A 26510-nucleotide genomic window follows, 5' to 3' on the forward strand; every position below is an offset into this window, starting at 1 on the left:
ACGGGGCGCCCGAGTGGACGAGAGTATAGGTACGCGGAAGTGGAACGATGGCGTAAGCCGGGTGCCTACCCTTCTACTTCCCCGCCTTAGGCTTCCGCGCGAAGGAGACGACGAGCGCGAGGCAAGCGACCGCGAGGGCGGCGATCGACAGGTAGAGCGGAAGGCCGGTCTCCCCGGCGGCCGCGCTTTCCCCGCCGCCGCTCGGACGTACGGTCGTGACGGAGGCCGGTTTCTCGGCATCTTCGGCGCCTACCCACTCGACGACCGTACCGTCTCCATACGACTGGTAGGCTTTCCAGACCAGCGATTCCGCTTGCTCGCCGACCCTTCCCGACATATAGAACTCCGCGAATTCCGTCGGAGACAATCCGTCGCCCTCCGCGGTCCAGGTCACGCTCGTCACCTTCCCCGTATCGTCCGTCGCCAGCTCGTACGTCCAGCCCGGCTTCGGCTCCACGCGGGAGACGGTCGCCTCCTCCGGAATTCGGACCTCCACCTTCACCGTCGGGGTCGCTTCCTCCTCGCTCGGCACGCGAACCGCGAACTTCTCGTACGCCCCCGGCTCGACCTCCTTCGGCCATACCGTGACGTGCGCGCTCGCGATGCCGCCGAACAATCCGATCGACAAGAGGCAGGCGACCGCCAAACTCATTCCCTTTTTCATTCGCTGACAGCTCCTTCTTTAATATGTGGTCCACCGCTTCTCGAACACGGTTTCGTCGTCGTTCGCGTCCAAAATCCGCAGCTGGACGTTCCACCTTCCGGGGAACGGCGGGTACGGTCCTTCGGCGCGATAGGCGCCGTCGCCGCCGGAACGTTCCAACGGAACAAGGATCGAAGCAACCTCCCTGCGGTCGAGGCTGGACAACAGCAGCGTTACGCGCTTCGGCGGCGCTCCGTCTTCGTCCGTCGATTCGACGTCGAACCGGAACGCGTGCATGCCCTCCCCCGCGGGAACGAGCTGCGCGGCGACCATGACCGTCCCGTGCATGTCGTGCCAGTCGAGGGTCTTATTTTCCGGCACTGGATTCAGGTACGTAAACGCGCTGGCCAAGCCTGCGATGACGAGCATCAATCCCGCGTCCAGCAAGAGCAGCGGCCTAAGCGCCCGCTCGCGGCCGGACCGCCGCATCGACCTTCGAAGCAAGCCCCCCGCGATCGCGACCAACGCCGTGGCGCACACCTTCGCGACGAGCAGTCTGCCCCATGCCGCATCCAGCAAATAACTTACCTTCGGTACGTACAGCAAGGTTAGGATCGTGCCCGAGAAGGCAAGCGCCAGGACGCTAATCAGCGCGGCGCTCGAGAACGCCGGCGCGAACGCCGCGGCGGCGTCCCGGTGCCTTCTCCAAAATGCGACAAGAAACAAAAGCCCCCCCGCCCACAACGCCGCTCCCAACAAATGAATGCCGTTCGACGCGATCGCAAGTCCTCGCGGGTCGTGCGCCCATGGGTGCCCCGCCATGCTCTTGGCGGTAACGAGGAGCAGGATCCAACCCGCGTCCGCGAGCTTCCAACGCCCGAGCAGGGGGACCCCGATCGCCGTAAGCCCGAGCATCGCGACGGCCGCCGTCCCGGCGGAGGTCCCGACGAGGGCCGACAGCGCGCCGTCCCACGTCGTTGCCCGGATGTCGCGCAGCCAAACGAACGCATACGCGATTTGCGCGGCCAGGAAGACAAGCAGGATGCGCCGGAGCCAGCGCCGGTACCGCAGGCGGACGCCCTCGTCCGCGTTCGCGGCGATCCAAGCGCCCCAACCGACCCAGCCGACCGCGAAGAGCATGCTTACATACAACACCCCTCTGACGAGGAAAAAGATCGCATCCGGCCGTCCCGCCGTCGGATCGTCGGGCAAACCCGAACCCGCGGCTTCCTGATCCCTGCCGACGGTAAAGAAATAGGAGCCCGCGACGGGATGGCCGTCGGCCGATATGACGCTGTAGGATACCGTGTACCGCCCTTCCGCTTCGCCGGGGAACGGGACGGAGATGCGTTTGCGGTCATCGCTCATCCTCGCCCCCGGCGTACGCAGTTCGTTTCCCTCGGCGTCGAACACTTTGATAAAATAAAGTCGGCTCTCGAGCCGTTCGTTGAACGTTACCGCGACGGCGTCCGGAACGGCGTCGAGCTCGTCGCCGTGGGACGGCTCGGACGCGATCAGAGAGGCGTGCGCCTCGGCGCGGATCGGAATCGCGACCGCGATCGCCGCCGCCAAGATGATGAAGACCAGCGTCCATAGTCTCGCGCGACCTATCGCTCTCATTCGGACGATGACCCCTCCCTTCCCTGAATCTCCGACCCAGTATACCGTCGGCGGGACGCGTTGGGTATCGCTCGAACGGGTGATTTTCCGAATCGCGATTGTTGGTACAATGAAGGAATCGATTCCATCGGGGGTGTCTTTTTGACGTATCGCACGCTGAAGCTATTTACGATCCTGCTCCCGCCCGTCATTATCGGCGGCTTCGAGTTCATCAGGCATGATTGGCTCATTTCCCACTTGTCGATGGACATGGGCAATGTGTATATTACCGCGCTGACGCTTCTCCTTTCGTATTTGTTCGCGACGTGGATGTTCAAGAAGATCGAGCGGATGAACCGCCGGCTGGCCGCCGCGGAAGCGGAGCGGGCCGTCTTCGAGGAGCGGGAGCGCCTCGCCAGCGAATTGCACGACAATATCGCGCAAACGTTGTTCTTCCTGAACGTAAAATTAAAGAAGGGCGAATGGGCGGAGGCCGAGTCGGCGGTAGCGGAAATCGACCGCAACGTTCGGCAAGCCATATTCAATCTCCGATCCAAGCCCGACGAGGCGGGGTCGCTGGCCGCGCGGCTGCGCAAGTGGCTCTCCGAATGGCAGACGGCGTCCGGCGTCGACGTCGACTTGGAGCTTCGGATCGAAGAGCAATACTTTACGGTCGCCGAGGAGGTGCTGCTGTTCGGGATCGTGCAGGAGGCGCTGACGAACATTCGCAAGCATTCGAACGCGACGAAGACGGATATTCGCTTCGTTACGGCTCCGAACGAGTGGCGCCTGACCATTCGAGACAACGGAACGGGCATGCGGCAAGCGCCCCGGACCGAGAACACGTACGGGCTGTCGCTCATGAGCGACCGGGTCAGGAACGTAGGAGCCTCGCTCGAGATCGAATCTCTAGACGGGCAAGGGACGAACATTACCGTGCGTGGGCGGAAAGGAGCGGCGGGGAGATGAATCCGTATCGCGTATTGATCGTAGACGACCACCCGCTCGCGCGGAGCGCCGTTCGCTCGATCTTGGAGTCCTCTTCCCGATACGTCGTCGTCGGGGAAGCCGGCAACGGCATGGACGCTTACGAGCGGTGCGGAACGCTGCGGCCCGACTTGGTCCTCATGGACATCAACATGCCCGGGTGGAACGGACTGGAGACGACGCGGCGCATGAAGCAGACGTACCCGCTCGTGAAGGTCGTCATTCTCAGCGTGTCGGACGACGTCGCCGACCTGTTCGCGGCCATTCAATTCGGGGCGCAGGGGTATTTGATGAAAAATATGGAGCCGGACCATTGGATCGAATATTTGGACTCTTTGTTCGAGGGGAAGGACGACGTGTCGCGCGGCATGGCCGGGAAGATGCTGCGCCGATTCCGGGGAGGCGCCGAGGAAGAGCGCGACGACGACGTCCGTCTGACGGACCGCGAGAAGGAAATTTTGACCTACATCGCCGGCGGCGGCACGAATAAACAGATCGCGGACCGCCTCTCCATTACCGAAAACACGGTGAAGACGCATATTAAGCACTTGCTCGAGAAGCTCCGGCTGCAGAATCGGGTGCAGCTTGCTTCTTATGCGTTCACGAAGGGCATGCAAGGGAAATAAAGCGATAGGGAGGGAATCCGATGAGGGACATCTGGGAGCGAGTCGACTTGAACGGATTGGCCGAGGCGAACGTCAAGCGGTTCGCGGCGACGATCTATGCGTTGATCGAGGAACGGCGAACGCCCTTCGACCTCTTGCTCGTCGGCGGCAATACGGGCGTCGTCATGGCGAGGCTCGCCCTGCTCGTCTACGAGCGGCTGCGGAAGACGCCGCCGTACGTCGTCAAGACGACCCCGCAGCGGTATGAACCGGGCCGGGAGGAGCGCGAAGAAAACCTGTACGACAACTCGATTTTGGAGCTGGACGTCGGAAATCAACTCGCGGACTACCGCATCTCCGAAGTGGGCAAGGCGCTCTTCGTCGACGACGAAATTTCCGCCGGGACGACAGCCCGCATTTGCTTGCGCGCGCTGCTCTCCGCTCTCCCCGCATCCCCCGACCCGATTGAGGTCTGGATCGTCGCCGAAGATCAGGGCTTCCGCGGCAAGGCGTTGGGCGAGCTCGGCCGTCCCGCCGAGGTACGATTCATGCCGTTCGCGCCGGGAGTCGACGGTCTCAGCAATGTCGTTACGTATGTCGTTCCCTACGATATCAAGACTGCGCTGAACGAGACGTTCCCGGACGACGTCCTGTCCCCCCCGCTCCTGTGCAATCTGCTCTTGGATCTGCCGATTCGCGATAAGACGGTCGCCCTGTCCGGCTTCCACTACCGGTATCATCGAATCGCGAGGGAACGGATTCCCGAACTTCCCGCCATGCAGCGCCGATTCCTGCAGCTCCTCCGACGACTCGTCGACGAAGGGATCGAGGCGTATCGGTCCGGGGCGCTCGACTTGGCGGGCGAAACGTACGTGCGGCAATATATCGCCTCGGAATAAAACCAGCCCTATCGGCGAAAAGCCGGACGCGTTCCATGCTGCGCATGGATGCGTCCGGCTTTTGCATTTTCCAGCCCTCTAATCGTTACTTCCCGCTCCGCGGGTTATCGATCTTTAAGGAGAAGCGCTGGCTGACCGTCTTCCCTGCTTCGTCCGTCACCGTCACTGTAAATTTGTGCATACCCGGCTTCGTCGGCGTACCCGACACGACTCCGTCGGCGCCTAGCGTCAGCCCCTTCGGCAAGTCCTTGCTCTCCGCCTCGAACGCATGCGAGCCGACGCCCCCGGTCGCGGGGATGCGGGCTTCATACGTCTCGCCTACGGTACCGTCCGGCAGCTCGGCCGCACCTAGGGCCAGCTCGGTCGCGCCGATTCGATAGACGATTCGGTCGACCAGCATCCGCTCGCCGGAACGCTTCACCGCCTTGACGACGTGCTCGCCGTCCGGCAGACCGGAGAGGCTGAACAGCGTCCGCCCCGCTTGGCGGCTGTCGTGAACCGCGTTCACCGTCGCCTGAAGCATGCCGTCGACATAAAGATCGAATTCGCCCAAGTCCGGCCCCTTCGGCCCGATCCAATCGAAGCCCGAGCCCGAGAACCGGTATTCGACCGCATCCCCGTTCGTCCGCGTCGCATGAACGTCGTTCCCGTAGTCGCCGCGGAACGCGAACGTCAAATACGATGCGCCCAACGGAAGCGAAGCCAAGTATTCCTTCTTGATCGTCGCGGCGTCGTCCGATATGACGTAATCGGTTCCCGGTACGAGAATCGTCTCTCCGTTCGAGACGGACAGCAATCCGCTCTCGTCGACGGCCGTCTCGATCGTAACGTCGGCCGGCTCCGCCGCCCGCTTGTCGAAGGCGACCCGATCCGGTTCGACCAGATCGGAGACGCGCACGCGGAGCTGATCGAGAAGCATGTAGTACCCGTTCTTCTTCACGGCCTTCAGCGTGTGCGCGCCGTCCGCAAGCCCGGAGACCGCGAATACGGTTTGCTGCAGCTGGCGGTTCTGGCTCCAGGCGCTGACCGTCTGGCGGAATTCGCCGTCGATATAGATGTCGATATCGCCCTGCGCGCCTTCCTTCTCCGTCACCAGCTCGACGCCCGTGCCCGCGAACGTAAATTCGAACGAATCGCCGTCCTTCTCCGTATAGTGGACGTCATCCTGGTAATCGCCCAGCCCGCGGCTGCGGCTCGACTGCCAGGAGCCCGAATACAAGATGCCCGATGCGTCGTCGTTCAACGAAATGTACCGTCCTAAGGCCGTATCGTGCACGGCGATCGAGAGCGTCTGCGGCCGGCCCGCATCGAAGACGAGCTCCAGATTGACCATGCCCGTCGGCTGGGCCGCCAAGAAATCCCGCGCGATCGTCACCAGATTGCCGGATACCCTGTACGCTTCGCCTAACGTCAGCATCGTGTCGCCGTGACGAATGCCGACGAGCGAATTGCCGTTCGGCTCGATCGTCGTCTCGACGTCCGCCTGGCGGTCCGCATGTTTATCGAAGCTCGCCGACGTCGGGCGGATCGCGCTGTCCGGCGCCGTCGTATCGAGGACGGTTATGGTCAGCGTCTGCGGCGCGCCGGCGCTGAACGTCAGCGTCAGGTTCGCCTCCCCGGCGGGCAGCGTCGCCAAATACTCCTTCTTCACGCGAATCGCGTCGCCCTCGACGACGTAGTCGGTTCCCGCCGTCAAGGCGCTTCCCCCGTTCCGGATGCCGGCGAGCGTATTGCCGTTCGCCGTCAACGTCGTCAGGACGTCGGCGCGAACCGCTTCGTTCTTATCGAAGCTCGCCGCCGTCGGCGCGATGACGCTGTTCGGCGCCGCGCTGTCGGCGATCGCGAGCCGAAGCTCCTGCGTCGCGCCGCCTTCGAACGCGAACGTCAGCTTCGACGTCCCGACCGGCTGCGCCGCCAAATATGGCCGCTGTATCGTAACGACGTCGCCCGCAACCGTATAATCCGTTCCGTACACCAACGACGTAACGGTATCGGCGACGCCGACGAAGCCCGGGCGCGTCAGCCGCACCTGAAGGTCGGCCTGCTGCGCCGCCGACTTATCGAAATTCGCGGCGTGCGGCGCGATCAGGTCGGGCAACGTGACGCGCAGCCGGTCGAGCAGCATGAACCAGCCGGAGCGTTTCACGGCGCTCAGCGTATGCGTGCCGTTCGGCAAATCCGCGACATGGAATACCGATTGCTGCGCCAAGCGGCCGGTGTTTACGGCGTTGACCGTCTGCTTGTATTCGCCGTCGACGTAGAAGTCGATGACGCCTTGGGAAGGATCCAGCTCGGTGATGACCTCGACGCCCGTACCCTCGAACGTATTCTCGAAGTACTCCCCGTCCGCTTCCAAGAAGTGGACGTCGTTGTTGTAATCGCCCAGATTCCGGTTGTAGCTATAATTCCACGGTCCGTGATACGCGATCGAAGGATGATCGTCGTTGATCGCGTACGTTCCGCCCTGCGACGAGTCCTTGACGATCAGGTCGATCGTCTGCGGCGCGCCGGCGCTGAACGCGAACGCGACGTCATGCGTGCCGCTCGGCAGCGTCGCCAAATACGCCTTCTTGAACGTCACCGTGCCGCCGGAAAGCGTATAATCGACGTCCGGCGTTAACGCCGCCCCGCCGATTTCGATTCGCTCGAGCGCGTTGCCGCGTAACGTCAGCGTCGCCGTCGCGTCGGCCTGAGCTTCCGGGTGTTTATCGAAGCGAATCGCGCCCGGGTTCGCCGAACTGTTTTGCGTCGTCGAATCCGTCACTTGAATCGAGAACGTCTGCGGCTTGCCCGCGCTGAACGTCAACGTCAGATTGACCGTTCCGACGGAACGCGCGGCCAAGTACTCTTTCTTGATCGTCAGCGTGCCGCCGTCGAGCGTATAATCGGTCCCTTCGGTCAGGGCCGCGCCGCCGAACGTAATTCCCGTCAGCGTATTGCCCCGGAAATCGATCTCCGTCGCGACGTCGGTTTGCAGTCCCGACTTCCTATCGAAGGTTGCGGTAGTCGGTTCGATCGCGCTGTTCGCCGCTTCGCCGTCGCTGACGACGACGCTGACGTTCTGGGAAGCGGCGCTCAGCTCGTTGCCGCCGTTGCGTACCCAGTCTCCCGCGTACCGCATGCCCGTGTCGTCGTCGTTCGCCGTCGCGGCGCCGCCGTCCGACACAGTCACCTTCAGGAGACGCGAGCCGTGTGCCGGCAAGTCCGCCGCGACGAAGCCGTCTTGGAACGTGCCTAGCTCCGCATGGCTCCATAAGTCGCGCACGGAAGCGGCGCCCTCGATGCCGAGATCGTTCCAATTCGCGCGAACGGTCGCCGGGGCGTCCCCAAGGTTGAACAAGGCGACGGAGTACGTGCCGTCCCCATTGTTCGCGTACCATACCTGCTGCTCGGTATCGAGCGACACCGGATGCCCGGGGCGGCCGGCCTGATTGACCGCGATCGCTTCTTCGTTCGTCAGCAGCTCCAAGCCGTACTCGTCCAGGTTCGTCATGTCGTTGCCCGTGTACAGCTGCGCCGACGAGATCGACCAGAACGTCATGGCCGTCTGCCGTTCGATCGGCGTCAGTCCGTCCATCGCGCCGTTGCCGATGTTGAGCGAGTCGAAGTCGTTCCAGCCGCCCGGGCCGGCTTCCCTCCACCACTTCGCCGCGAGCGGGAACAAGCGCTCGATATTTTCCCATTTCGTTAGGGCGACGCCTTCGCAATAACACTCGATATCCCAGTCGATCCGCCAGCCGTTGGCGTATTCCTTCCAGTAGTCGGCGTAATTGTGGTCGAGCGCCCACGACAGCTCGAGCCAGATGCCGTGCGGCTTCAGCGCCTGCGACCACGCCTTGACGTCGTCCCGCGCGTCGATGCTCGTGTTGTTATGGCCCGAGCCCGGCGTAACGCTGTCGAACTTCAAGAAGTCGATGCCCCATTCGCCGAACACGTCGGCGACGGAATCGATGTACTTCTGAGCGCAAGGGTTGCTGAAGTCGATCTTGTAGCCGATATCCCAATAATCGCCCGTCCGCAGCGGCTGCGCGGCGATGTCCCGCATCGAGCAGCCTTCGGCGCCGTAGATCGGCAGATCCAAAGCGTACGCTTCCTTCGACAGGCCCGGAATCGCGTAGAGGCCGATCTTCTGGCCGTTCGCGTGCACGTGGTCGATCACCTCGTCGAGACCGTTCGGATACAAGGTCTCGCTCGGAATCGGCCGGCCGTACTCGTCCATGCCGCCGTTCCAAGCGGCGTCGATATTAATGTACTCGTAGCCGTACGGCTGCAGCTTCTCGTGCATCGCGTCGGATTGCGCCATAATTTGCTCCGCCGTGATCCACTGTCCGTTGCCGGAGTAAACCTGCATGCTGTAGCTGCTCCAGCCCATATACGGCCTCTCCGCCAGCCCGTTGTCCGCCGCGAGCGCGGTGCCCGCCCCCGGCAGCGCCGGCAAACCCGCGGCGATTTGCGCGACCGAGATGACGAACGTCAGCAGCGCGATGCGTAGTCTCCGGACCCGTAACGATACCCGATTCAACACGAAATCCCTCTCCTCAAAGTAAAATTGACAGCGCTTACCAAGAGTGAGTATATCGGAACGGCATCGTCCGGGGATACGTACAATCGGGTGATTCGGGGTACATCTTCGTCGGAAATCCAGGGGACAATTCGGAGCGGCTGCGTACCGATTTCCCGATTCGGACGCCAAGCAGGGGCGCGAGTACCCTCGCGCCCCAACGTTTTTCCAACGGTTAGCCGCCTGCCTGCGAGCGCTTCTTTTCCTCGAGAAGCAGCAGCATGCCGTACATGATCGTCGACGCGCACCACCCGGTATACACCGAATACATGCCGCCTTCGTCGATATGATTGTTCTGATTCGCGCGACCATCCCACTGCCGCGTCACCGCGTTGTAGGACCCTCTCCACGCGCCGTCCCACAGCGGCGATTCGCCGCTGCATTGAATGGCCGCCAGAAACGAGGCCAATCTTTCCGCAGCTTCCAAATACGCCCGATCGCCGGACGCCTTCCATGCTTCGTACAACGCCATCAAGGCGAAGCCCTGCGTATACACCAGGTCGCACAGCTGCTCGTTGTTTTGCAACGCGGCGTTCTTCGTCTGCGCATCGTTGTTCAGGATGCCCCCGTCCGGATGCTGCAGACGGAGTACGTACCGGCCCGCCTTCTCGAGCGCGGCGGCGAACTTCGGATCGCCGGTCTCCTGATACGCGATGCTGAACGCGTAGACCGCCTTCGACGTCTCCGACGACACCGGACGCCAATCCTCCGTCTTCATCAGCTCGTACGACGTGCGCATGCGGCCGTCTTCCAGCTGCAGGCTCAGGTAGTAATCGTAAGCCTTCAACGCGGACGCGCGGTACGTCTCGTTACCGGTAACCTTGGCGAGCTTCAGCAGCGCGGCGGCCATCCAGCCGACGAAGTCCGGCCCGAGATAGTACGGCTGGGTCTTGCCGTCGTTCCGGTAGAAGTACCCTTCCGGACGCTGGATCGACACCCAGTAATCGGCGAGCTTCGCGGCGCTTCGGAGCAGCCGTTCGTCCGGCGCCCGCTCGTGCATATGCAGCAGACCGAGCAAGATTCTGCCGTTGTCGTTCTGATACACGTAGTAACCCGATCTCGATTGCGTATCGTAGCCGTCGATCAGGTAAAACGGGAACGATCCGCGCCAAGCGGACAACTCGTCGTTGTCCTGGGCGCGCATCAGCCAATTTTTAATGTTTTGGTTCAGCGCTTCGTACCGATCTTCGCCGGCAACGTCCTTATAGAGCGTCAACGCTCTGGCGATTTCCGTGTTGCAATCCGGGCGCACCCAGTTCACTCGAATGTTCTCGTCGATGCGGATGCGTTCGTAGACGCCGTTGTAGCCGTTGTCGAACGTGAGCATCTGGGTTTCGAGCCACGTCAAGCATCGCTCGACGCTCGTCAGCAGCGTGGACTGTTGCATGTCGTTCACCTTCGCCTTTTCAGAAAATTGTTATGTATACTGCCACACTTGCGCGGCCGCCCCGATGACCCCGGCGCGGCTGCCGGCGATGGCGGGAAGCAGCCGCACGTGCTTCCACATGACCGGCGACGTCCGGGAACGCGTCGCGTCCTCGATCGCCGCCAGCAACGCCGGCGCCTTCTCGACGATGCCGCCGCCGAGCACGATCGCTTCGGGATTGAGCGCATGGACGACGCCGGCGAGCGCGCTGCCGAGCGCGGCGAGCACGACGTCCATCGCCTCGCCCGCAAGCGCGTCTCCGCTCTGCCAGGCGTTCAGCAGCCCCGCGGCGTTCAGCGCCCACGCGGGCTTCGCCGCGTTCTCGAACCGCTCCTTGAGCAGCCGCTCGATGCCGGTGCCGGACGCGTACAGCTCGATGCAGCCGTAGTTGCCGCAACTGCAGCGCGGTCCGTTGAAGTCGACGGACAGATGCCCGAGCTCGCCCGCGCCGCCGTAGACGCCGTGCACGAGCCTTCCGCCCTGTACGATCGCCCCGCCGATGCCCGTTCCGAGCGCGACGCAGACGAAGTCCTGCAGCTCCCGTCCCGCGCCGTAATGCTTCTCGGCGAGCGCCAGCACGTTCACGTCGTTATCCACGAACGTCGGCAGCTCCGGAAATCGCTCCTCCACCCTTGCTTTGATCGGGGTGCCGGTGTAACCCGGAATCGTATCGACCGCGAACGCGACGCTGCCGTCCCGCTTATGGATTTGTCCGGCGCTCCCGATGCCGATGCCGGCGACGCGCAGCTCCGGCGCTTCTTCCTTGAGCTCGGCGAGCAGCTTGTCGATGCCGGCCAGCAATTCCCGCATAATGCCTTCGGACGGATCGATCGCCGGCGTCGGTCTCGTCCAGTGGCGCAGCACGCGCCCCTCGCGATCGACGGCGGCGAACTTCAGCGACGTTCCTCCGATATCTACGCCGATAGCCGCTTCCGCTTCCATGGCGATCCTCCCCCTTTTCCGTTAGTACAGCTTCTCCGCTACCGCGTTGGCCGTCTTCGTAATCGATTCGATCGACGGCTGCTTTCGGGATACGATGACGAGGCTCGACAGCAGGTCGAGCACATGCATCTGCGCGATCTTCGCCGAGAGGCTGCCCCCTTGGAACGGCGACTCCTTCGCGGGCACGAGCAGCACGATGTCCGCGTATTGCGTAATCGGCGACCGGCCTTGGCTCGTCAGGCAAATCGTCGTCGCGCCGTTCCGCTTCGCCGTCTTCATCGTGTCGACCAGATCCTTCGTGCTGCCCGACGTGGAGATGCCGAAGACGACGTCGTCTTCGTTCGCGAGCGCCGCCGACATCGCGATAATGTGGCCGTCGCGCTGCGCCTCGACCGGCAGCCCGACGCGCATGAAGCTATAATAAGCGTCCATCGCCGTCATGCCCGACGCCCCTACGCCGTAGATGCGGATCCGCTTGCCCGACAGAAGGGCGCGCACGGCTTCCTCCAGCGCGGCGGGGGAGACGAGCGAGCCCGTGTCTTGGATCACTCTCGCGTTCCGCGACGTCAGCTTCTGCACGACCGCGGCGGGTCCGTCCCCCTCTTGAATTTCCCCGCCGAAATGCCTCGGCTCGCTCACGACATGCTGCGCGATCGCCAGCTTGAATTCATGGTACCCGCCGAAGCCCAGCTTTCGGCAAAATCGGATGACGGACGTCTCCCCGACGCCGGCTTTCTCCGACAGGTCGGTAATCGTGTACAGCACGGCCTCCTCCGGGTTCGCCTGCACCGCGTCGGCGACCTTCTTCTCCGCTTTCGTCATGGAGGCGTAGATGCTGGAGATCGAGAGCAGCACGTTTTGCGAAGTGGGCGCCTTCGGTTTGATCATGAGCGGGCCGCGGCGACGAACCGCTTCGTGATTTCCTGCGGGCGGGTGATCGCCGTGCCGATGACGACCGCGTACGCTCCCGCTTGGAAGCACGCGCGGCAGTCCTCCACCGTCCAGATGCGCCCTTCGGCCAACACCGGGGTTCTCTCCAACGCGGCCAATCGAGCGACGAGTTCCACGTCCGGCCCTTCCAGCTTCGGGCTGTACGGCGTGTATCCCGACATCGTCGAGGATACGAATTCGACGCCGAGCTCCATCGCGCGCACGCCTTCCTCGTAGGTGGACACGTCCGCGAGAATGCCGAGCTCGGGCAGCTCGGCCCGAATGCGTTCGACCAGCTCGGCGAGCGTCGCGCCGTCGGGGCGAGGCCTCTCCGTCGCGTCGATCGCCACGATTTCCGCCCCCGCCGCCGCGATCTCCCGCACCTCCTGGATGGTAGGCGTAATGTATACGTCCGACCCGGGGTATTCCTTCTTATATAAGCCGATGACCGGAAGCGTGCACGCCTCCTTGATCGCCCGGACGTCGACCGGGGTGTTCGCCCGAATGCCGACCGCCCCGCCCGCCTCCGCCGCTCTGGCCATCGCCGCCATATGATGCGCGCCGAACAGCGGCTCGTCTTCGAGCGCCTGACACGAGACGACGCATCCGTTCTTCAAGCGTTCCATGATTTCGGTGTTCATCGTTCCTCCGCCTCTCCGTGGGATCCTGACCCCATCATAATCGCTCGACTACAAAAATAAAAGAAGTTTTTTTTATTTCCCGTTAAAATTTTGGAGTTTTCTTTTATTTCGTGCCGCGACAAGGGGAATGAACGGGAAAACCTCCCTCTCGTTCGCGCTGGAAGTCGTACTCATGAGGGGTGAACGGGAAAACCTCCGTCTTATTCGGCCGGAGTTGCGGATTCCGTCTCCCGAACGCGCATTAAGATGGAGGTTTTCCCTCCCATGCGCCGGAAATGGCGGTATTCGCCGTAATAAGCTGGAGCTTTTCCCGTTCGCGAGAGGACGAAAACAAAAAAAACATGCGATCCGCCGTCCCCGGCGATCACGCATGGTCTTTGTCACACTCGATACGACGCCGGCTTCCCTTCGTCGTCGACATATTCGATCGTCGTCTTCATCGACGCCAGATCGACGAACAAGGTGCAGCGGGAGGCGCCCTTTTCCCAACTCAGTCGCACTTCGTCCTTGGCGGAATCCAGCACGCGGAACTGTCCGTCGAACGCCGGATAATCGTTGCGGAACCGGATCAGCTCCAGCAGCCGCTGCACGACGTCCTTCCGCAGCGACGATTCGATCTCCTCGAGCGTATAGTTGTGGCGGTTCATCGCGCGATTTTCCCCGGTCGCCTTCACGGCCTCGTAGTCATTCTCTCCCGCGAGCAGTCCGACATAGTACACTTGCGGGATGCCCGGCGCGAAAAACTGGATCGCCCGACCCGCCATGTACGCGTCGTCGTCCTTGCCCAACACCGAATAATACGTGCCGCCGATCTGGTGAACGTCGAAGCCGCCTTCGCCCTTATGCTCGTCGGAGACGATCAAGCTGAGCGTGGAGCCGCGGGATACGCACGTGTCCACGACCTTGCGGGCGTCCGCGACGTCGATGAAGCCCCGCAGATCCGGCAGCACCGGAATGCCGTCGTGGCAGTCGAGCATCGTGAACTGGCGGTGCGGGCGAACCTTCAAATATTCGGTCAGCTGCTCGCTCGAACGGTTCAGCAGCGTGTCCAGCACCGCGAAGGGCAAGATGAAGTCGTAAATCCAGTAGCCGCGGTCCGAGAGCTTCTTCTGAATATCGTAGTGCGCGTGCACCTCCGGCAGCAGCTCGATGCCGTGCGAATCCGCGAGCCGCTTCATCTCGTCGAGAAAATCGAAAATCTCGGGCTCTACGAAAAAGCAGCTCGTCCCAAGTTTCTTAATGACGAAGCCGACGGCGTCCAACCGAACGATCTTGATGTTGTTCTTGCTGAAGTTCGCGAAGAAGTCGCTAAGCAGCTGCCGGACCTTCTCGGATTTAATGTCGAGGTCGATCTGTTCGGACGGGTTTTCCTTGCCGAACGTCGTCCACACCGATACGTCCTCGCCCGTGCTCTCGATCGTGAACGTAGAGTAAGGCAGGGGCCGCCGTAGGAACATCTTGTCGATATCGTCCTGCGCCGGTCGACCGTCCTTCCATACCTTATCGAGCGTGATGAACAGATCGGCGTGCTCCGATTCGCGGCCGCGCTTCAAGAAGTCTTGGAAGTACGCCGACTTCCTCGAGATGTGATTCACCATCAGATCGACGAGAATGTCGAACTTCTCCCCGATCGCCTTCACGTCGTCCCACGCGCCGAACGTCTGTTCGATCTCGAGGTACGTCAGCGGCGCGAAGCCCCGGTCCCCGGAAGACGGGAACGGCGGCAAAATATGAACTCCGCCCTTGAAAATGTCCGAAAAATGCGTCGTCAACACGCTGTTCAAAGACTTCAAATCGCCTCCGAGCGAGTCGGGATATGTTATGAGCTGCACTTGATTGTTCGCCGGCATCGGTTCGCTCTTCCTCTCAAGGATACTTGGTTGCATTGTTCACCATCAGTATACCCTATATTCGAGGGGTTTTGAATAGTTTATTCCGTTAAACCCTCGTAATCCAACACAATTAAGTGGATTCCTGCGGCTTCATTCCGCCGTGACGCCCCCACAGCTTCGTCAGGTTGTCCGCGGGCGTTAGAACGCCGCCCGTACGGCGGTACATTCGATACGTCAGCGCCAACAAGACCAGCTTCAAGACGACTTCATAGATCAGCTTGTCCCCGCCGTCGACCTTGCCGCTCAACGCCAACCAGGCGAAATCATCGGCGCGGCTTAAAAACAACTCGTTCACAAGATTATGAATGCCGTGCGCGCCTGTGGACACCGTCAGCGAGCCGCTCTTCAAGTAGATGTACCCGTAAAGAACGCCCCCTAGAAGCCAACTCGCCGCTTTCGTCCATTCGATCCCGTTCGGAAAATGAATGACCATAAACAATACGGAGGATCCCGCGATCATCCCCCCGACTCCGAGGCGCCTAAGCTGGTACATGATGTACCCCCTTGCCAGCACTTCCTCTTTCAAAGCCGCCGCCGCCCAGCCGAAGCAGGAAAGCAGCAGCAAGAGGTAAAAGGATTCGGATCGGAGCAGCTCCGTTCGGACGCCGACCCGCACCGTCGTCCATTGATGCAAGGCGGCCGCGAAGCCGGCGGCGAAAGCGAACGATATCGCGACCGAGCATAGCAGGAACATCGCGTCGCGGCGGTCGAACCCGAATCCCAACTCCCTCGGCTTTTTCCGATCCAGCTTTCGGAACAAGAGGAAGGTGACGGCGACCCACGCCGCTCCGAAGCCGATATTATGAGCTTGAAGGAATCGACTGTCGTTCAGAACGTCGTCCATCGCTCCGAAGAGCTCGTACGCGCCGGCGAACGCGGCGAAGATCGCCAAGCAGCAAGCGACGGAGAGGAAGATCCGTACGTAGGGATGCAGCGTCACTTGATCTTCTCTCTCTTCATCATCCAGATTGCGATGATCGTATATAGAACGATCACGACGATTCCGCTCTCGCCTCCGATGTATTCCGCGACAGGCGATTCCGTCTTCGTGAAATCCCCGAACGTCCCCCAGAAGATGTTGTGAATGGCGTGCATGATCGCGGCCGGCCAGACGCTGCCCGTAGCGATCCGCATCGCGCCGAAGACGAAGCTGATCAGGATCGTCGTGGCGACGAACATCGGCACGACGATCCATGGGTTGCCTTCGGCGTGATAGTTGCCGGCGATCATGATCGGGAAGTGGAACGCCCCGTGTACGACGCCGACGATCAGGAGCGCCTTCCGCCAGCCGATTCCCGCCAGCTTCGGAAGCAAATACCCCCTCCAACCGATCTCTTCCGCGAGCGAGCTGGTTACCGTATAGAAGACGATCGCGATCGCGAGCTTCGCCGGAATCATCAGCCACATCGCGGTCGTCATCCCCTCCGGCACGAAGAAGGAAGCATAAGGCGTTGCCCATAGGATCAGGTACGCGGCCGCCAGTATGACGATCGGCGCGAGCAGCGCGAATCCCCAGTATTTGAATCCGGCCTTGTTCAAGCCGAGCTCCGCCCAGCTTCTGCGCTTCAACAGGTCCCCGGTGATCGCAAATAAGATCAGCACCGTTAGAAGCGGCGCGAACATATACACCTGACCCGGAAGCTTCATGACAATACCCATTATCGACGCGACGATCATCACGATCGCGGTGAACAGTCCCGCTTTGACTCCATTGCTTACCTTACTCATCTGGTTTCTCTCTCCTTAGTCTTTTATCGTTGGCCTAGCGTAATATTGCCGGAGCCCGTCTCCGCGGTCAGCGTAACCCCGCCGTCCCCGAACCGGCCCGAGACCGCGCCCGCGTTCTCTTCTCCGGGCTCGACGAGCCCCGCGGCCTCGTACGGCCATTCGACGCTGCTTTCGCCCGAGTTCGTTCGGAAGTCGAAGGCCAGATGTTCCGGCTTCTCCGCGAGCTCCACGGTTACATTGCCGCTGCCGGCGCGCAGGACGACCGGAGCCTCGATCGCGTCGAATCGGACGGCGATATTGCCGGACCGCGACTCCCCCTGCAGCGTCCCGCGGCCGTCCTCGAGTCGGACGTTGCCGCTGCCGACGTCGAAAGCGAGCCGTTCCGCTCGGAAGCCGATGCCGGTCATATTGCCGGAGCCGATCCGAAGCGTCGCATCCCTCGCGTACAGCTCCCCGAATCGGAGATTGCCGCTCCCCGCATCGACGTCCAGCGCGTCCGCCGTCAGGTCGGCGAGCGCGACGTTCCCGCTGCCGGTTTCGACGGCCACGGCCGCGCTCCGAACCGAGGATACGTCCACGTTCCCCCCGCTCGTAAGCACGTCCATCGACTCCCAGGCTCTGTCCGGCAGACGGACGAGCACGTTGACGTCGAAGACCGCTACGAAGAATCCTTTGTCAGGAACGATCGGTTCGACGGTCAACGTCCCGTCCGCGACGGATGCCTTCACATCGATGCGCTCCGAGGTGTCGGCGTCGGCCGTCCCGACCACCGAAACGACGATTTGCTCCGAATCCCCGCGGACCACTTCCACATCCGCGCCCCGGCCATCGATCCGAATCGCGCGCAGTCCGTCCGCCTCGAACGTCTCCCGAACATCGAAAGAGCGCATTCCGAAGAACTCCCCGTTCCCGAAGGAACCGAAGGCGTACAGCGCCGGTATCCCCGCCAAAACGCAAACGGTACCGATCCAAAGCAACGATTTCATATTGAACATCATCTCCGTCTCCATATATTGCTCCGCCGTCCGAGCGCGAGCGCCCACGCGCTGTACGCCGCCCACAGGCTGAACGGCACGGCCACGGCGATCAACGCGACCGCGAAATCATAAGGGTATCCGTAGAAGCCAGCCTCCGTCGGGCGAAACAGGAACAGCAAGTACCACAGCGGCACGCCGACGACGGCGAATCCGACCGCCCTCGCCGCGACCGCCCATCGCCGCTTCGTCTCGAACCGGCGGCGGCGCAGCCGAACGAAACTGCCGATCAGGCCGGCGAACAGAACAAGACCGAGGAGCAGAAGCCCCAGCGATACCCATCCGAGCAGCTGGAGGAAATTCGGCAAGCCTTCGACGGTTTCAGGGGGATGCCCTAGCACGATGCTGACGATCCCTTCCGCGATGCGTCCGCAGGCTTCCCCGTCCGCTTCGCCGACGAGCAGCACGATGCCGACGCCCAGCTCCGGGAGGAGAACGATTTCCGAGCTGGAGCCCATGCCCTCCCCGGATTTCTCGAGCGCCGGAACGCCATGGATTCGCTTCGCCTCGAAGCCGCTCTCCGCGTAGACGGCCCCGTTCAAGTCGGATGCGGGCACTCCCGCCCGGTGATAAGGCTCGAGGCCGCCCAAGGCGAAGAACGGCTCGGTCGTTCCGTAGCCCAGCGCGGCCGCCGCGAACCGGGCAAGATCCGCCGCGCTGGCGTACGCTCCGCCTTCCGGCGCTTGGCTGCTACCGAATGCCTTCCAATACGGCTCGAACTCGACGGGGAAGCCGAACAAATACCCGTACTCCTTCGCGGTTCGGACGGACCCGTCGACCGGCGGACGGAAGCTCGCATTCGTCATGCCCAGCGGCTCGAACAGGCGCTCTTTCATATAAGCTTCGTAAGGCCGGCCGGTCGCCGCCTCGATGATCAAACCAAGCAGGTTATAACATGTGTTGCAATATTGGCCTTTGGCGCCGGGCTCGGCGTTCATCCTCACGTTCTCGAGCGCCTTGGCCGCATTTTCCAATGAATTCCGGTTCTTCTTTACGTCACGATAAATCGCGCCGTCGGCGGAAAACCGGTTCACGCCCGCGGAATGCGTCAGCAGCTGCCGCACGGTCACCTTCGACGACGCTTCTTCGTCCGCGTATCGAAACCAGGGCAGGTAGTCCTTAACCGGCGCGTCCAAATCGATGCGCCCCTCCTCCGCCAGCTGCAGGACGACCGCCGCCGTCATCGGCTTCGTTACGGAAGCGACCGCGTACACCGTATCCGGGCCCGCTTCGGTCCGCGATGCCAAATCCGCGAAGCCGATCCCTTGCGCCTGAACGATGCGCCCCCGGTCGACGATCGCATAAGCGCCTCCCGGAATTCCCGCGATGTCGAACTGCGCTCTCGCGTATGCGTCGATGCGGTCGAGCGGGAGCTTCGTTCCCGCTTCGTTCGCCGCCGCGGCCGGTCCGGCCGCGATGCAGAACATTACACAGGCCGCGATGACGCTACAAATCCATTTCATCTTCGTTTCCCTCGCTTTTCTTCGTTCCCTCTCCGCAAACCAATGTACCGAATAAAAGTCATGTCTCCCTAGTGACTTTCGGTTAAAAGAAGTCATGGCGCATGGTATACTATCCTATTGAATGATTTACTAGAGATTGGAAGAGCGCCTCTTGGAACTTATAGGTAAAATCAAAACGCATGGAATTACCTCCCTCATGGTCGCCATTCGCAGCGCATGGTTTCTCTTCGGGGTATACGACATTCAGCAGCACCCCGAGCGATTCCTGACGCACCAACCGCCCGTCCTCTTCGCGGCGGGCGTCGTGTGGCTCGCCGTGTTCTGGTACACCGTCGCCTATGTCGTGCCGCTGATCGCATACCTGCGGAAGGGCGAGCCCCACCTGGTTCCCCTGTGCCTGGAATTGATCTGCAGCGGCGGGTTATTTTTATTTCTGTCGCAGGACTGGGCGGGCGGGATGGCCTTCTACAACTTCCCGGCGTTCATCGTCGGATTTCTGAGCGTCGGCCGAACGCCGTTCTGGTCGGCGCCTCTGACCGTCGCGGTCCTTCCCCTGCTGTCGGGCGCCCTCTGGGGGCATTCCTTCGCCGTCATCGCCGACCGGATGATCGATCTGGCGGTCGTCTTCGCGATCGGGTTCAGCTTCTGCAAGCTTCTCCTGACGCTGCGCCGCATCCGGGACATGATGAGCGTCATCCAACAGCAAAATCAGACATTGGAGCTGAACGCGAAGCAAATCGAGAGGCTGACGATCGCGGAGGAGCGAAACCGGCTGTCCCGCGAGCTGCACGACACCGTCGGGCATGCGTTCACCGCCGTCATCGCGGGGATGGACGCCGTTCGGTATTTGATCGACGTCTCCCCGACGGAAGCGAAGAACCACCTGGCGGAGCTGCGCCGCTTCGCGAGCAAGGGGCTGGAAGACGTCCGATCGCATATTCACCAGATGGCTCCGGCAGAGCTGAAACAGCCTCTCTGCTTGACGTTAAGGGAGATGTCCGGACAGTTCGCCGAGCATACGTCCGTGAAAATCAACTTCGGCGCGAGCGGCCGGGAAGTGCCTCTGTCGGAACAAGTCCGGGTGACGCTCATTCGGCTGCTGCAAGAAGCCATGACGAATGCGGTCCGACACGGCCATGCGTCGGAGGTGGAGGTGGCGCTGCGTTTTCTGGAGGGGGAAGTCGTGCTGAAGGTGGAAGATAACGGGGTCGGGGCGAAGAAGCTCGTGAAGGGGTTCGGGATCAACTCGATGACGGAGCGGCTCGCCAGCGTGAACGGGACGTTATCCATTGAATCCAGCCCGCTCCGGGGCACGGTGGTCGAGGGGAAAATCGCGATATAGAAGGAGGACTTTCGTTGGAAAAGGTGACCGTCATGATCGTCGAGGATCAGGAAATCATTCGAAAAAGCTTAGGCATCGTCCTAAACCTCCAACCCGATCTCGAGGTCGTCGCGATGGCGGCGAACGGCGAGGAGGCGGTCGCGTTCGCGGCCCGATTCGTCCCGTCCGTCATTCTGATGGACATCCAGATGCCGGTCATGGACGGCGTGCGCGCGACGGAGCTGATTAAGAAGGCGCAGCCCGACGCCAAGGTCATCATGCTGACGACGTTCCAAGATGCGGAGGTGGTGTCCGATGCGCTGCAGGCGGGAGCCGAGGGTTACATTCTGAAGGCGATCGACCCGATCGACCTGGCATCGGCGATCCGGCTCGTCAGCCGCGGCGAAACGATGATTTCCCGGGAAGTCGCCAAAGCGCTCTTCGCCCGTTCGCTCGCGGCGCCGGCCGCTCCCAAGGAATCGGAGTACGGATTAACGGAGCGAGAGATGCAGGTGTTGACCTGTATCTCCCACGGACTTCCAAACCGCGGCATCGCGGAGAAGCTCTTCCTCTCGGAAGGCACCGTAAAAAATTATATTTCCAGCATCTATTCGAAGCTGAACGTACCGAACCGTGCATCGGCTCTGAAGAAAGCGTCGGAGGAGAAGCTGTTATGAAGCTCATCCCCCCGCCAGTTCCTTCTCGTAGACGACGATCGTACCGTCGGGGTTAAGTCCGGTTTTCCGAAACCCCTTCCGCGTCCAGAAGGCGTGCGCGGGGTCGTTGTCCGTCAACACCCCGATTTTGTACGAACGCACGCCGCGCTCTTGCAGCCGTTGTTCGAAATCCGCGAGCGCCCTGCTCCCATATCCTTCGCCGTGAAGCTCCCCGCGAATCTGCAGCAGCCCCAGCCAGGTTCGGCCGTCGCGCGGGTTCGTCATCAAGTCGGCGATCGCCTTCTCCTCTTCGATCCGCTCTTCGGACGACGGAAACCACTCCATCTGCTTTTGCTCCTTTAAATTTCCATATGCAGGAAACCCATCTCATGCACGGACGTATACTTACATCATAACTCCGACTCGCTTCGGGAATGGAGGGATCGAATGTATTTTTTATTTTGGACGCTCGTGTTGGTCGTAGGGATTTATTTTCTGTTCCAGAACCGAGACCATCAGGAAGAATGGTTAGTATTGAAACTTCTAGGATATTACATCTTGGGAAGCTTCTACTTGAACCTGAACGGCCTCGTGCTTCCGCTCGGCTTCGCGGTCAGCTTGTTCCTGAAGCCAAGGGAAAACCGGGGCGTGAAACGAGGCGCCGCCGTCTTCGGTCTCGTCATGATGATCATCGGGTTAATCCTCCGTTGAACAAACGGGGGCGAAGCCGTCTCCGGCTCGCCCCCGTTCCGCGTTACGAACGCTTCTCGACGTTCACGACATAGTCGACCGTGAACACCTCGCCGCGATGCTGGAACTGTCCCCAAATCTTATAGATCCCCGCCTTCGGGAACGTCGTCTCGAACTTCGCCTCCGGCCCGGTCCCCTGATCCGCTTCGGCGTGAACGTGCACGTATCGTTCGCCGTCCTCCGACAGCACGACGACATGTCCGATCGCGCCGAGATACGGCTCCAAGTCGGAGATCGGCTCGCCGGATGCCTCGTCCGCGATCGCGAACGTCAGCGTCGCCTCCTCGTCCTCGACCAACCCTTCCGCCGCGAGCGAGACTCGTTTCCCCGCGACGACCGAGTTCAAGCTCTCGCTGGGAACGACGGCTTGCGGCGCGGCCGGCGCGCCGCCGACCTCCGCCCATGTCAGCTTCGTCATCGCATCGCCGTCGGTCGGCTTGAAGTCGGCGATGAGCCGGTACGCTCCTCCCGCCGGGAAGACGTTCGAAATTTCGAAGACGCCTTCTCCCTTATACTCCGGATGAATGTGATTGAAGTACGATAAGTCCTTGCTCACGACGATCAGGTGCAGCAGCTTCTCGTGGTTCAGGTCGAACGCCTCGACGGGCTTCCCTTCCTTCGTCGCAAGCTCGAGCCGAATCGACGCGTCTTCTCCCGCATCCCCTTCTACGGCCCAAGCCGCTTCCACGGAATCCGCCATCAATCGATCGCTCGCCACGGCCACTTCCTCGGTTTCCCAAGACGTCTGGGCGCCGCCGCAGCCGGTCAGCGCAAGCGAGATCGCCGCCGTAATAACCATTCCTAATTTATTCATATCGCAATGCCTCGCTTAACGGAGTTTTCGCGGCGCGGGACGCCGGGGTGAAGCTGGACAGCAGACTGACGAGCAATCCGAACGCGCAAACCGCGGACAGAATCGCCCAGGAGATGCCGAATCGGTACGTCAACGTGTTGATGGACATGAACGTCGACGTCATGTAGATGAGCAGGATGCCGAACGCGCAGCCGATGACGGTCGCGGCGAGACCGATGCCGAACCCTTCCAGCATGACCATGCGGATCAGCTGGCCTCGCGTCACGCCGACGGCGCGCATCATGCCGAGCTCCCGCACGCGCTCCATAATGTTCATCAGCATCGTATTCGTAATGCCGATGCCCGAGATGACGATCGAGAGAACGATCAGGAAGTTGACGACGCTGAACGATCCCGTGTACGTCGCGCCGACGACCGACACCCAGTCCTCCGGGCCGAACATCGATTCGATGCGGGCGCCGAAGCGGTCGAACACATTTTCCCGAAGCTGCAGCGGAGAGATCCGATCGTCCTTCAGCACGAGCGCGTTCCGTTCGTACTTCAATCCGAAATGGCCGCGGAACGCTCCGTCTCCCATGAACGCGCCGAACCCGTTGTTCTTCATCGTCTCGACGGCGCCGACGACCGTGAACGGACGCGGCCCCGCCAGCGTATCGAGCGTAATCGTCTCCCCGATCTCGCCGCCCCATACCTCAAGCGCGACGCGGTCCATGAGCAGCTCGTCGTCGCCCAATCTTCCGATCCACGCGCTCTGCGCTTCCCCGCCCGCCGTAAACAGCGGGAACCGGTCGATCCACTCCGCCCCGACGCCGTACACGGGCAGGTTGCGCTTCTTTCCGTTCAGCTCCCAGACCGCGAGATGCAGCGGGTACGTCTGCGCGTCCGCGACGCCTTCCGTCGCCCGCAGTTCGTCGAGGTCGGTCGGCTCGATATGATGCAGCATCACGTCCAGGTTGCCGCCGTAGGAAGCGTGGATGACTCGTTCATACGTCTGAATTAGAGCGGAATTGAGCGAGCTCATCAACAGCACCATCGCGATGCCGAGGCACAGGACGACCGACGTCATCGAGGTGCGGCCGAGGTTGCGCTCGAGATTGCGGGACGCCACGACGCCGCCGAAGCCGAACAGCGCCCGGTACGCCGGCTTCAACAGCGCGGCGAACGCCTTGAACAGGAACGGGAATACGAGCGCGACGCCGAGCAGCAGCGGCACGACCAGCAGCAGATGCTTGATGAACAATGCGGAGACGATCAAGAGCGCGCCGACCGCGCCCCGCCAACGCGGCAGCTTCGAGCTCGATGCGGCGGTTTCCTTCAACGCCGCGATCACGCTCACCTTGCCGGCCTGCCGAATCGGAGCCAGCGACGCCGCGATCGGCACGACGATCCCCGCCGCGATCGAGACGACCAGCCCCTTCGCAAGCTCCATGCCGCTATCGTCGTATACCCCGAAGATCATGAAGATGACGGACTTCAACAGCAGCGCCAGCCCATACCCGATGATCGCCCCTACGGCCGTCCCCGCCGCCGACAGCAGCAGCACCTCGTACAATACGAACCTGCGGAGCTGCCCGGGCGTATATCCGATCGTCTTCAGCGCGGCGAACTCGTTCTTGCGCTCTTGAATACTAACGTACAAGCTGTTGAAAATGACGAACGCGCTCAGCGCGATCCCGAGACACCCGGCGATATACAGCGCCAGGAAGAACGTATCCGCGTCTTTGAACTGCGCTTCCATATTGAGGAGGACCGGCTGCAGGTAGACGCTGTCGTCCTTCTTGACCAGCTCGTCGAACCGCGCCTCCGCCTGCGCCGCGTCCGTCCCGGGCAGCAGCTTGATCTGCACGCTCTCGATCTCGCCGGTTCGCTCGAACCATTCCTGGACGAGATGGAGCGGCACGGCCACCGTCCAAGGATGATACTTCGCCATCATCCAGCTCGACGGACCCATCAAATCTGCCGTATACCGCACGATCGCGTCGATGCGGACCTGCTGAACGCCCGCATCCGTCTCGATCGCGATCGGGTCGCCCACCTTCGCGTTCCAGACGCCGGCCGTCCGGTCGGTAATGACCGCGCCGTCCCCGGTCAGCGTGCCTTCGACGACCTTGTATCCGGTCAGCGGCGTATCCAGTCGGCTGTAGCCTTTCAGATCGACGCGTTTTTGGATCGCGGCGATGTCTTCGTTTTCCAAGACGAGGTTGGTCGCCTGTTTCATCGTCGCGATCGAGACCGCGCCTTCGATATGCTGGACGTCGTGCAGCACGTCGCCGGAGAAGTACGGTTCGGTTCCGTTGATCGAGAAGTCCGCCTTGCCGAACGCCGCCTTCATATAGAGCGGGAACGCCTTCTTCGCGGTGTCGACCGAGGCGATGACGCCGAACGTCGAAGCGACCCCGATGACGATCGAGACGACCGTAAGCAGCGTGCGGAGCTTCCGGCGCATCAAATTGCGCCATGCGATCTGCCAGAGATTCACTTGCGACCCGCTCCTTCCATGGCGTCTTCCACGACCGCCCCGTCTCGAAGCGTAATGATGCGGTCCGCCGTCTCCGCCGCGTGACGATCGTGGGTCACCATGACGACGGTAATGCCTTCTTCCTTATTCAGCCGCGACAGCAGCTTCAAGATGTCTTCCCCGTTCTGTCGATCGAGGTTACCGGTCGGTTCGTCCGCCAAGATGAGCGCCGGCTTCATCGCGAGCGCTCTGGCGATCGCCACGCGCTGCTGCTGGCCGCCGCTGAGCTGGGACGGGTAGCTTGACGCCTTCCCTTCCAGATTCACCTCGCGGATGAGCCGGGCGACCGTCCGGTCGATCTCCGCCTTCGGCGCCCGATTCGCGGCGAGCGCGAGCGCGATGTTCTCCGCGACCGTCATCATCGGGAGCAGCTGGTAGTTCTGGAACACGAAGCCGACCTTCGTCCGGCGGAACAGCGTCCGCCCTTTCTCGTCCAGCCGCTCCAGCCGAACCCCGTCGATTTCGACGCTGCCGGACGTCGGCAGGTCGAGCCCGCCGAGAATTTGCAGCAGCGTGCTCTTCCCCGAACCGCTCGGCCCCATGACGGCGATGAACTCCCCTTTCCCGATCGTTACGTCCGTCTCTCGCAGCGCCGTGAAGTTGCCGGCTTCGAGCGCGAACTCCTTGGATACTTTTTCTACGCGAATCATTGCTTTGTCTTCCTCCTCTTGATCGGTTCATCCGATACGCTTTCGTCTGAACTCATCATAAACCCGGAGGAGGCCGCCGAACGCGCAAACGATGCGACGGCGCCCGCAACAATTTGCGGCCCGCGCGCAAAAACTATCCGAATCCCGCCGCAACCGCCGCGCAATCGTCCATCATCCGTGCGTGTACGGCGTGAGTCATACGCTTGTAGCGGTAACAACTCACCTGCAAAAAGTCGCTCGCTTCGGTATGCCCCACGCCTGTCCAGCTATAAAGCAACATATCACTAATCCTGCACTCGCAGCCGCCATGCACTCCCTTGTAATTCTCGGGATTGCACGAAAATTGCAGAGGCACCTCCGGATCCCTATCATCCTTGCTATCTAAATGCCGTACGACCGGCATCGGTGTCTCGACTTCCATTTGGTCGTCAGCTGAGCGAAGGTCAATCCA

22 protein-coding genes are annotated in these 26510 nt (G+C 61.7%); 6 read left to right on the plus strand and 16 right to left on the minus strand.

All coding sequences use genetic code 11. The features are described from left to right. Nucleotides 1–73: 73 nt before the first annotated feature. Nucleotides 74–664, minus strand: a complete 591-nt coding sequence (locus FE782_RS13740; RefSeq protein WP_138194722.1) for a YcnI family copper-binding membrane protein — start codon at nucleotides 662–664, stop codon at nucleotides 74–76. Nucleotides 665–682: 18 nt separating this feature from the next. Further along, complete coding sequence (locus FE782_RS13745; RefSeq protein WP_138194724.1) at nucleotides 683–2263, minus strand: copper resistance CopC/CopD family protein; 1581 nt, start codon at nucleotides 2261–2263, stop codon at nucleotides 683–685. Nucleotides 2264–2404: 141 nt separating this feature from the next. Here FE782_RS13745 and FE782_RS13750 point away from each other — a divergent pair, with 141 nt between their 5' ends. The 3 genes from FE782_RS13750 to FE782_RS13760 are packed head-to-tail and all read left to right on the plus strand — an operon-like array spanning nucleotide 2405 to nucleotide 4733. Beyond that, nucleotides 2405–3211, plus strand: coding sequence for a sensor histidine kinase (locus FE782_RS13750; RefSeq protein ID WP_138194726.1), 807 nt, complete (start codon nucleotides 2405–2407; stop codon nucleotides 3209–3211). Continuing rightward, entirely contained in the window at nucleotides 3208–3855 is a 648-nt protein-coding gene (locus FE782_RS13755; protein WP_138194728.1) for a response regulator, read from the plus strand. The genes FE782_RS13750 and FE782_RS13755 overlap by 4 nt, the downstream gene beginning before the upstream one ends. A 20-nt stretch (nucleotides 3856–3875) precedes the next feature. Beyond that, nucleotides 3876–4733, plus strand: coding sequence for a hypothetical protein (locus FE782_RS13760; protein ID WP_138194730.1), 858 nt, complete (start codon nucleotides 3876–3878; stop codon nucleotides 4731–4733). Between the two features lie 85 nt (nucleotides 4734–4818). On the opposite strand, the gene FE782_RS13765 is transcribed toward FE782_RS13760, so the two are convergent. From FE782_RS13765 to FE782_RS13810, 10 genes are all read right to left on the minus strand, one after another. Further along, nucleotides 4819–9258, minus strand: a complete 4440-nt coding sequence (locus FE782_RS13765; RefSeq protein ID WP_238392485.1) for a X2-like carbohydrate binding domain-containing protein — start codon at nucleotides 9256–9258, stop codon at nucleotides 4819–4821. A gap of 211 nt (nucleotides 9259–9469) precedes the next feature. Then, nucleotides 9470–10681, minus strand: coding sequence for a glycoside hydrolase family protein (locus FE782_RS32870; protein WP_138194734.1), 1212 nt, complete (start codon nucleotides 10679–10681; stop codon nucleotides 9470–9472). A gap of 30 nt (nucleotides 10682–10711) precedes the next feature. Continuing rightward, complete coding sequence (locus tag FE782_RS13775; RefSeq protein ID WP_138194736.1) at nucleotides 10712–11662, minus strand: ROK family protein; 951 nt, start codon at nucleotides 11660–11662, stop codon at nucleotides 10712–10714. 21 nt (nucleotides 11663–11683) lie between these two features. Further along, a complete protein-coding gene (locus FE782_RS13780) occupies nucleotides 11684–12550 on the minus strand; it encodes a MurR/RpiR family transcriptional regulator (protein WP_138194738.1) in 867 nt (288 codons plus the stop codon). Continuing rightward, on the minus strand, nucleotides 12547–13233 hold the full coding sequence (locus FE782_RS13785; protein WP_138194740.1) for an N-acetylmannosamine-6-phosphate 2-epimerase: 687 nt from the start codon (nucleotides 13231–13233) through the stop codon (nucleotides 12547–12549). Before FE782_RS13785 ends, FE782_RS13780 begins: the two co-directional genes overlap by 4 nt. Before the next feature lie 380 nt (nucleotides 13234–13613). Continuing rightward, on the minus strand, nucleotides 13614–15083 hold the full coding sequence (gtfA, locus tag FE782_RS13790; protein WP_138194742.1) for a sucrose phosphorylase: 1470 nt from the start codon (nucleotides 15081–15083) through the stop codon (nucleotides 13614–13616). A 112-nt stretch (nucleotides 15084–15195) separates the two neighbouring features. Next, complete coding sequence (locus tag FE782_RS13795) at nucleotides 15196–16065, minus strand: CPBP family intramembrane glutamic endopeptidase (protein WP_158299393.1); 870 nt, start codon at nucleotides 16063–16065, stop codon at nucleotides 15196–15198. Next, the gene (locus FE782_RS13800) at nucleotides 16062–16853 is read right to left on the minus strand and encodes a type II CAAX endopeptidase family protein (RefSeq protein ID WP_138194746.1); all 792 of its coding nucleotides are present in this window, start codon (nucleotides 16851–16853) and stop codon (nucleotides 16062–16064) included. The genes FE782_RS13795 and FE782_RS13800 overlap by 4 nt, the downstream gene beginning before the upstream one ends. A gap of 23 nt (nucleotides 16854–16876) precedes the next feature. After that, nucleotides 16877–17743 carry a DUF4097 family beta strand repeat-containing protein gene (locus FE782_RS13805; RefSeq protein WP_158299394.1) on the minus strand — a complete coding sequence of 289 codons (867 nt, stop codon included), beginning with the start codon at nucleotides 17741–17743 and terminating at the stop codon, nucleotides 16877–16879. Between the two features lie 104 nt (nucleotides 17744–17847). Continuing rightward, entirely contained in the window at nucleotides 17848–19350 is a 1503-nt protein-coding gene (locus tag FE782_RS13810) for a serine hydrolase domain-containing protein (RefSeq protein WP_158299395.1), read from the minus strand. 196 nt (nucleotides 19351–19546) lie between these two features. Here FE782_RS13810 and FE782_RS13815 point away from each other — a divergent pair, with 196 nt between their 5' ends. Then, a complete protein-coding gene (locus FE782_RS13815) occupies nucleotides 19547–20692 on the plus strand; it encodes a sensor histidine kinase (protein ID WP_138194752.1) in 1146 nt (381 codons plus the stop codon). 23 nt (nucleotides 20693–20715) lie between these two features. Then, nucleotides 20716–21348: a response regulator gene (locus FE782_RS13820; protein ID WP_228264182.1), complete on the plus strand. Its 633-nt coding sequence runs from the start codon at nucleotides 20716–20718 to the stop codon at nucleotides 21346–21348. 3 nt (nucleotides 21349–21351) lie between these two features. On the opposite strand, the gene FE782_RS13825 is transcribed toward FE782_RS13820, so the two are convergent. Then, on the minus strand, nucleotides 21352–21672 hold the full coding sequence (locus FE782_RS13825) for a GNAT family N-acetyltransferase (protein ID WP_138194756.1): 321 nt from the start codon (nucleotides 21670–21672) through the stop codon (nucleotides 21352–21354). Between the two features lie 102 nt (nucleotides 21673–21774). Between FE782_RS13825 and FE782_RS13830 the strand changes: the two genes are divergently transcribed. Further along, nucleotides 21775–22038, plus strand: coding sequence for a hypothetical protein (locus tag FE782_RS13830; RefSeq protein WP_138194758.1), 264 nt, complete (start codon nucleotides 21775–21777; stop codon nucleotides 22036–22038). A gap of 43 nt (nucleotides 22039–22081) precedes the next feature. Here FE782_RS13830 and FE782_RS13835 read toward each other — a convergent pair whose 3' ends face one another. The 3 genes from FE782_RS13835 to FE782_RS13845 are packed head-to-tail and all read right to left on the minus strand — an operon-like array spanning nucleotide 22082 to nucleotide 26059. Then, complete coding sequence (locus tag FE782_RS13835) at nucleotides 22082–22891, minus strand: DUF8832 domain-containing protein (protein WP_138194759.1); 810 nt, start codon at nucleotides 22889–22891, stop codon at nucleotides 22082–22084. Continuing rightward, nucleotides 22884–25370, minus strand: a complete 2487-nt coding sequence (locus tag FE782_RS13840; RefSeq protein WP_138194761.1) for an FtsX-like permease family protein — start codon at nucleotides 25368–25370, stop codon at nucleotides 22884–22886. Before FE782_RS13840 ends, FE782_RS13835 begins: the two co-directional genes overlap by 8 nt. Next, nucleotides 25367–26059 (minus strand): ABC transporter ATP-binding protein, encoded by a 693-nt coding sequence (locus tag FE782_RS13845; protein ID WP_138194763.1) that lies wholly within the window; start codon nucleotides 26057–26059, stop codon nucleotides 25367–25369. The genes FE782_RS13840 and FE782_RS13845 overlap by 4 nt, the downstream gene beginning before the upstream one ends. Nucleotides 26060–26510 lie beyond the last annotated feature (451 nt).

This window comes from Paenibacillus antri (assembly GCF_005765165.1).
Lineage (GTDB): Bacteria > Bacillota > Bacilli > Paenibacillales > YIM-B00363 > Paenibacillus_AE > Paenibacillus_AE antri.

Coding starts and splice junctions, on each gene's coding strand:
- FE782_RS13845 (WP_138194763.1), bottom strand. CDS start 26,059: ATGATTCGCGTAGAAAAAGTATCCAAGGAGTTCGCGCTCGAAGCCGGC.
- FE782_RS13755 (WP_138194728.1), top strand. CDS start 3,208: ATGAATCCGTATCGCGTATTGATCGTAGACGACCACCCGCTCGCGCGG.
- FE782_RS13775 (WP_138194736.1), bottom strand. CDS start 11,662: ATGGAAGCGGAAGCGGCTATCGGCGTAGATATCGGAGGAACGTCGCTG.
- FE782_RS13815 (WP_138194752.1), top strand. CDS start 19,547: ATGGTCGCCATTCGCAGCGCATGGTTTCTCTTCGGGGTATACGACATT.
- FE782_RS13745 (WP_138194724.1), bottom strand. CDS start 2,263: ATGAGAGCGATAGGTCGCGCGAGACTATGGACGCTGGTCTTCATCATC.
- FE782_RS13780 (WP_138194738.1), bottom strand. CDS start 12,550: ATGATCAAACCGAAGGCGCCCACTTCGCAAAACGTGCTGCTCTCGATC.
- FE782_RS13830 (WP_138194758.1), top strand. CDS start 21,775: ATGTATTTTTTATTTTGGACGCTCGTGTTGGTCGTAGGGATTTATTTT.
- FE782_RS13760 (WP_138194730.1), top strand. CDS start 3,876: ATGAGGGACATCTGGGAGCGAGTCGACTTGAACGGATTGGCCGAGGCG.
- gtfA (WP_138194742.1), bottom strand. CDS start 15,083: ATGCCGGCGAACAATCAAGTGCAGCTCATAACATATCCCGACTCGCTC.
- FE782_RS13825 (WP_138194756.1), bottom strand. CDS start 21,672: ATGGAGTGGTTTCCGTCGTCCGAAGAGCGGATCGAAGAGGAGAAGGCG.
- FE782_RS13785 (WP_138194740.1), bottom strand. CDS start 13,233: ATGAACACCGAAATCATGGAACGCTTGAAGAACGGATGCGTCGTCTCG.
- FE782_RS13740 (WP_138194722.1), bottom strand. CDS start 664: ATGAAAAAGGGAATGAGTTTGGCGGTCGCCTGCCTCTTGTCGATCGGA.
- FE782_RS32870 (WP_138194734.1), bottom strand. CDS start 10,681: ATGCAACAGTCCACGCTGCTGACGAGCGTCGAGCGATGCTTGACGTGG.
- FE782_RS13810 (WP_158299395.1), bottom strand. CDS start 19,350: ATGAAATGGATTTGTAGCGTCATCGCGGCCTGTGTAATGTTCTGCATC.
- FE782_RS13800 (WP_138194746.1), bottom strand. CDS start 16,853: ATGAGTAAGGTAAGCAATGGAGTCAAAGCGGGACTGTTCACCGCGATC.
- FE782_RS13805 (WP_158299394.1), bottom strand. CDS start 17,743: ATGCGCTCTTTCGATGTTCGGGAGACGTTCGAGGCGGACGGACTGCGC.
- FE782_RS13835 (WP_138194759.1), bottom strand. CDS start 22,891: ATGAATAAATTAGGAATGGTTATTACGGCGGCGATCTCGCTTGCGCTG.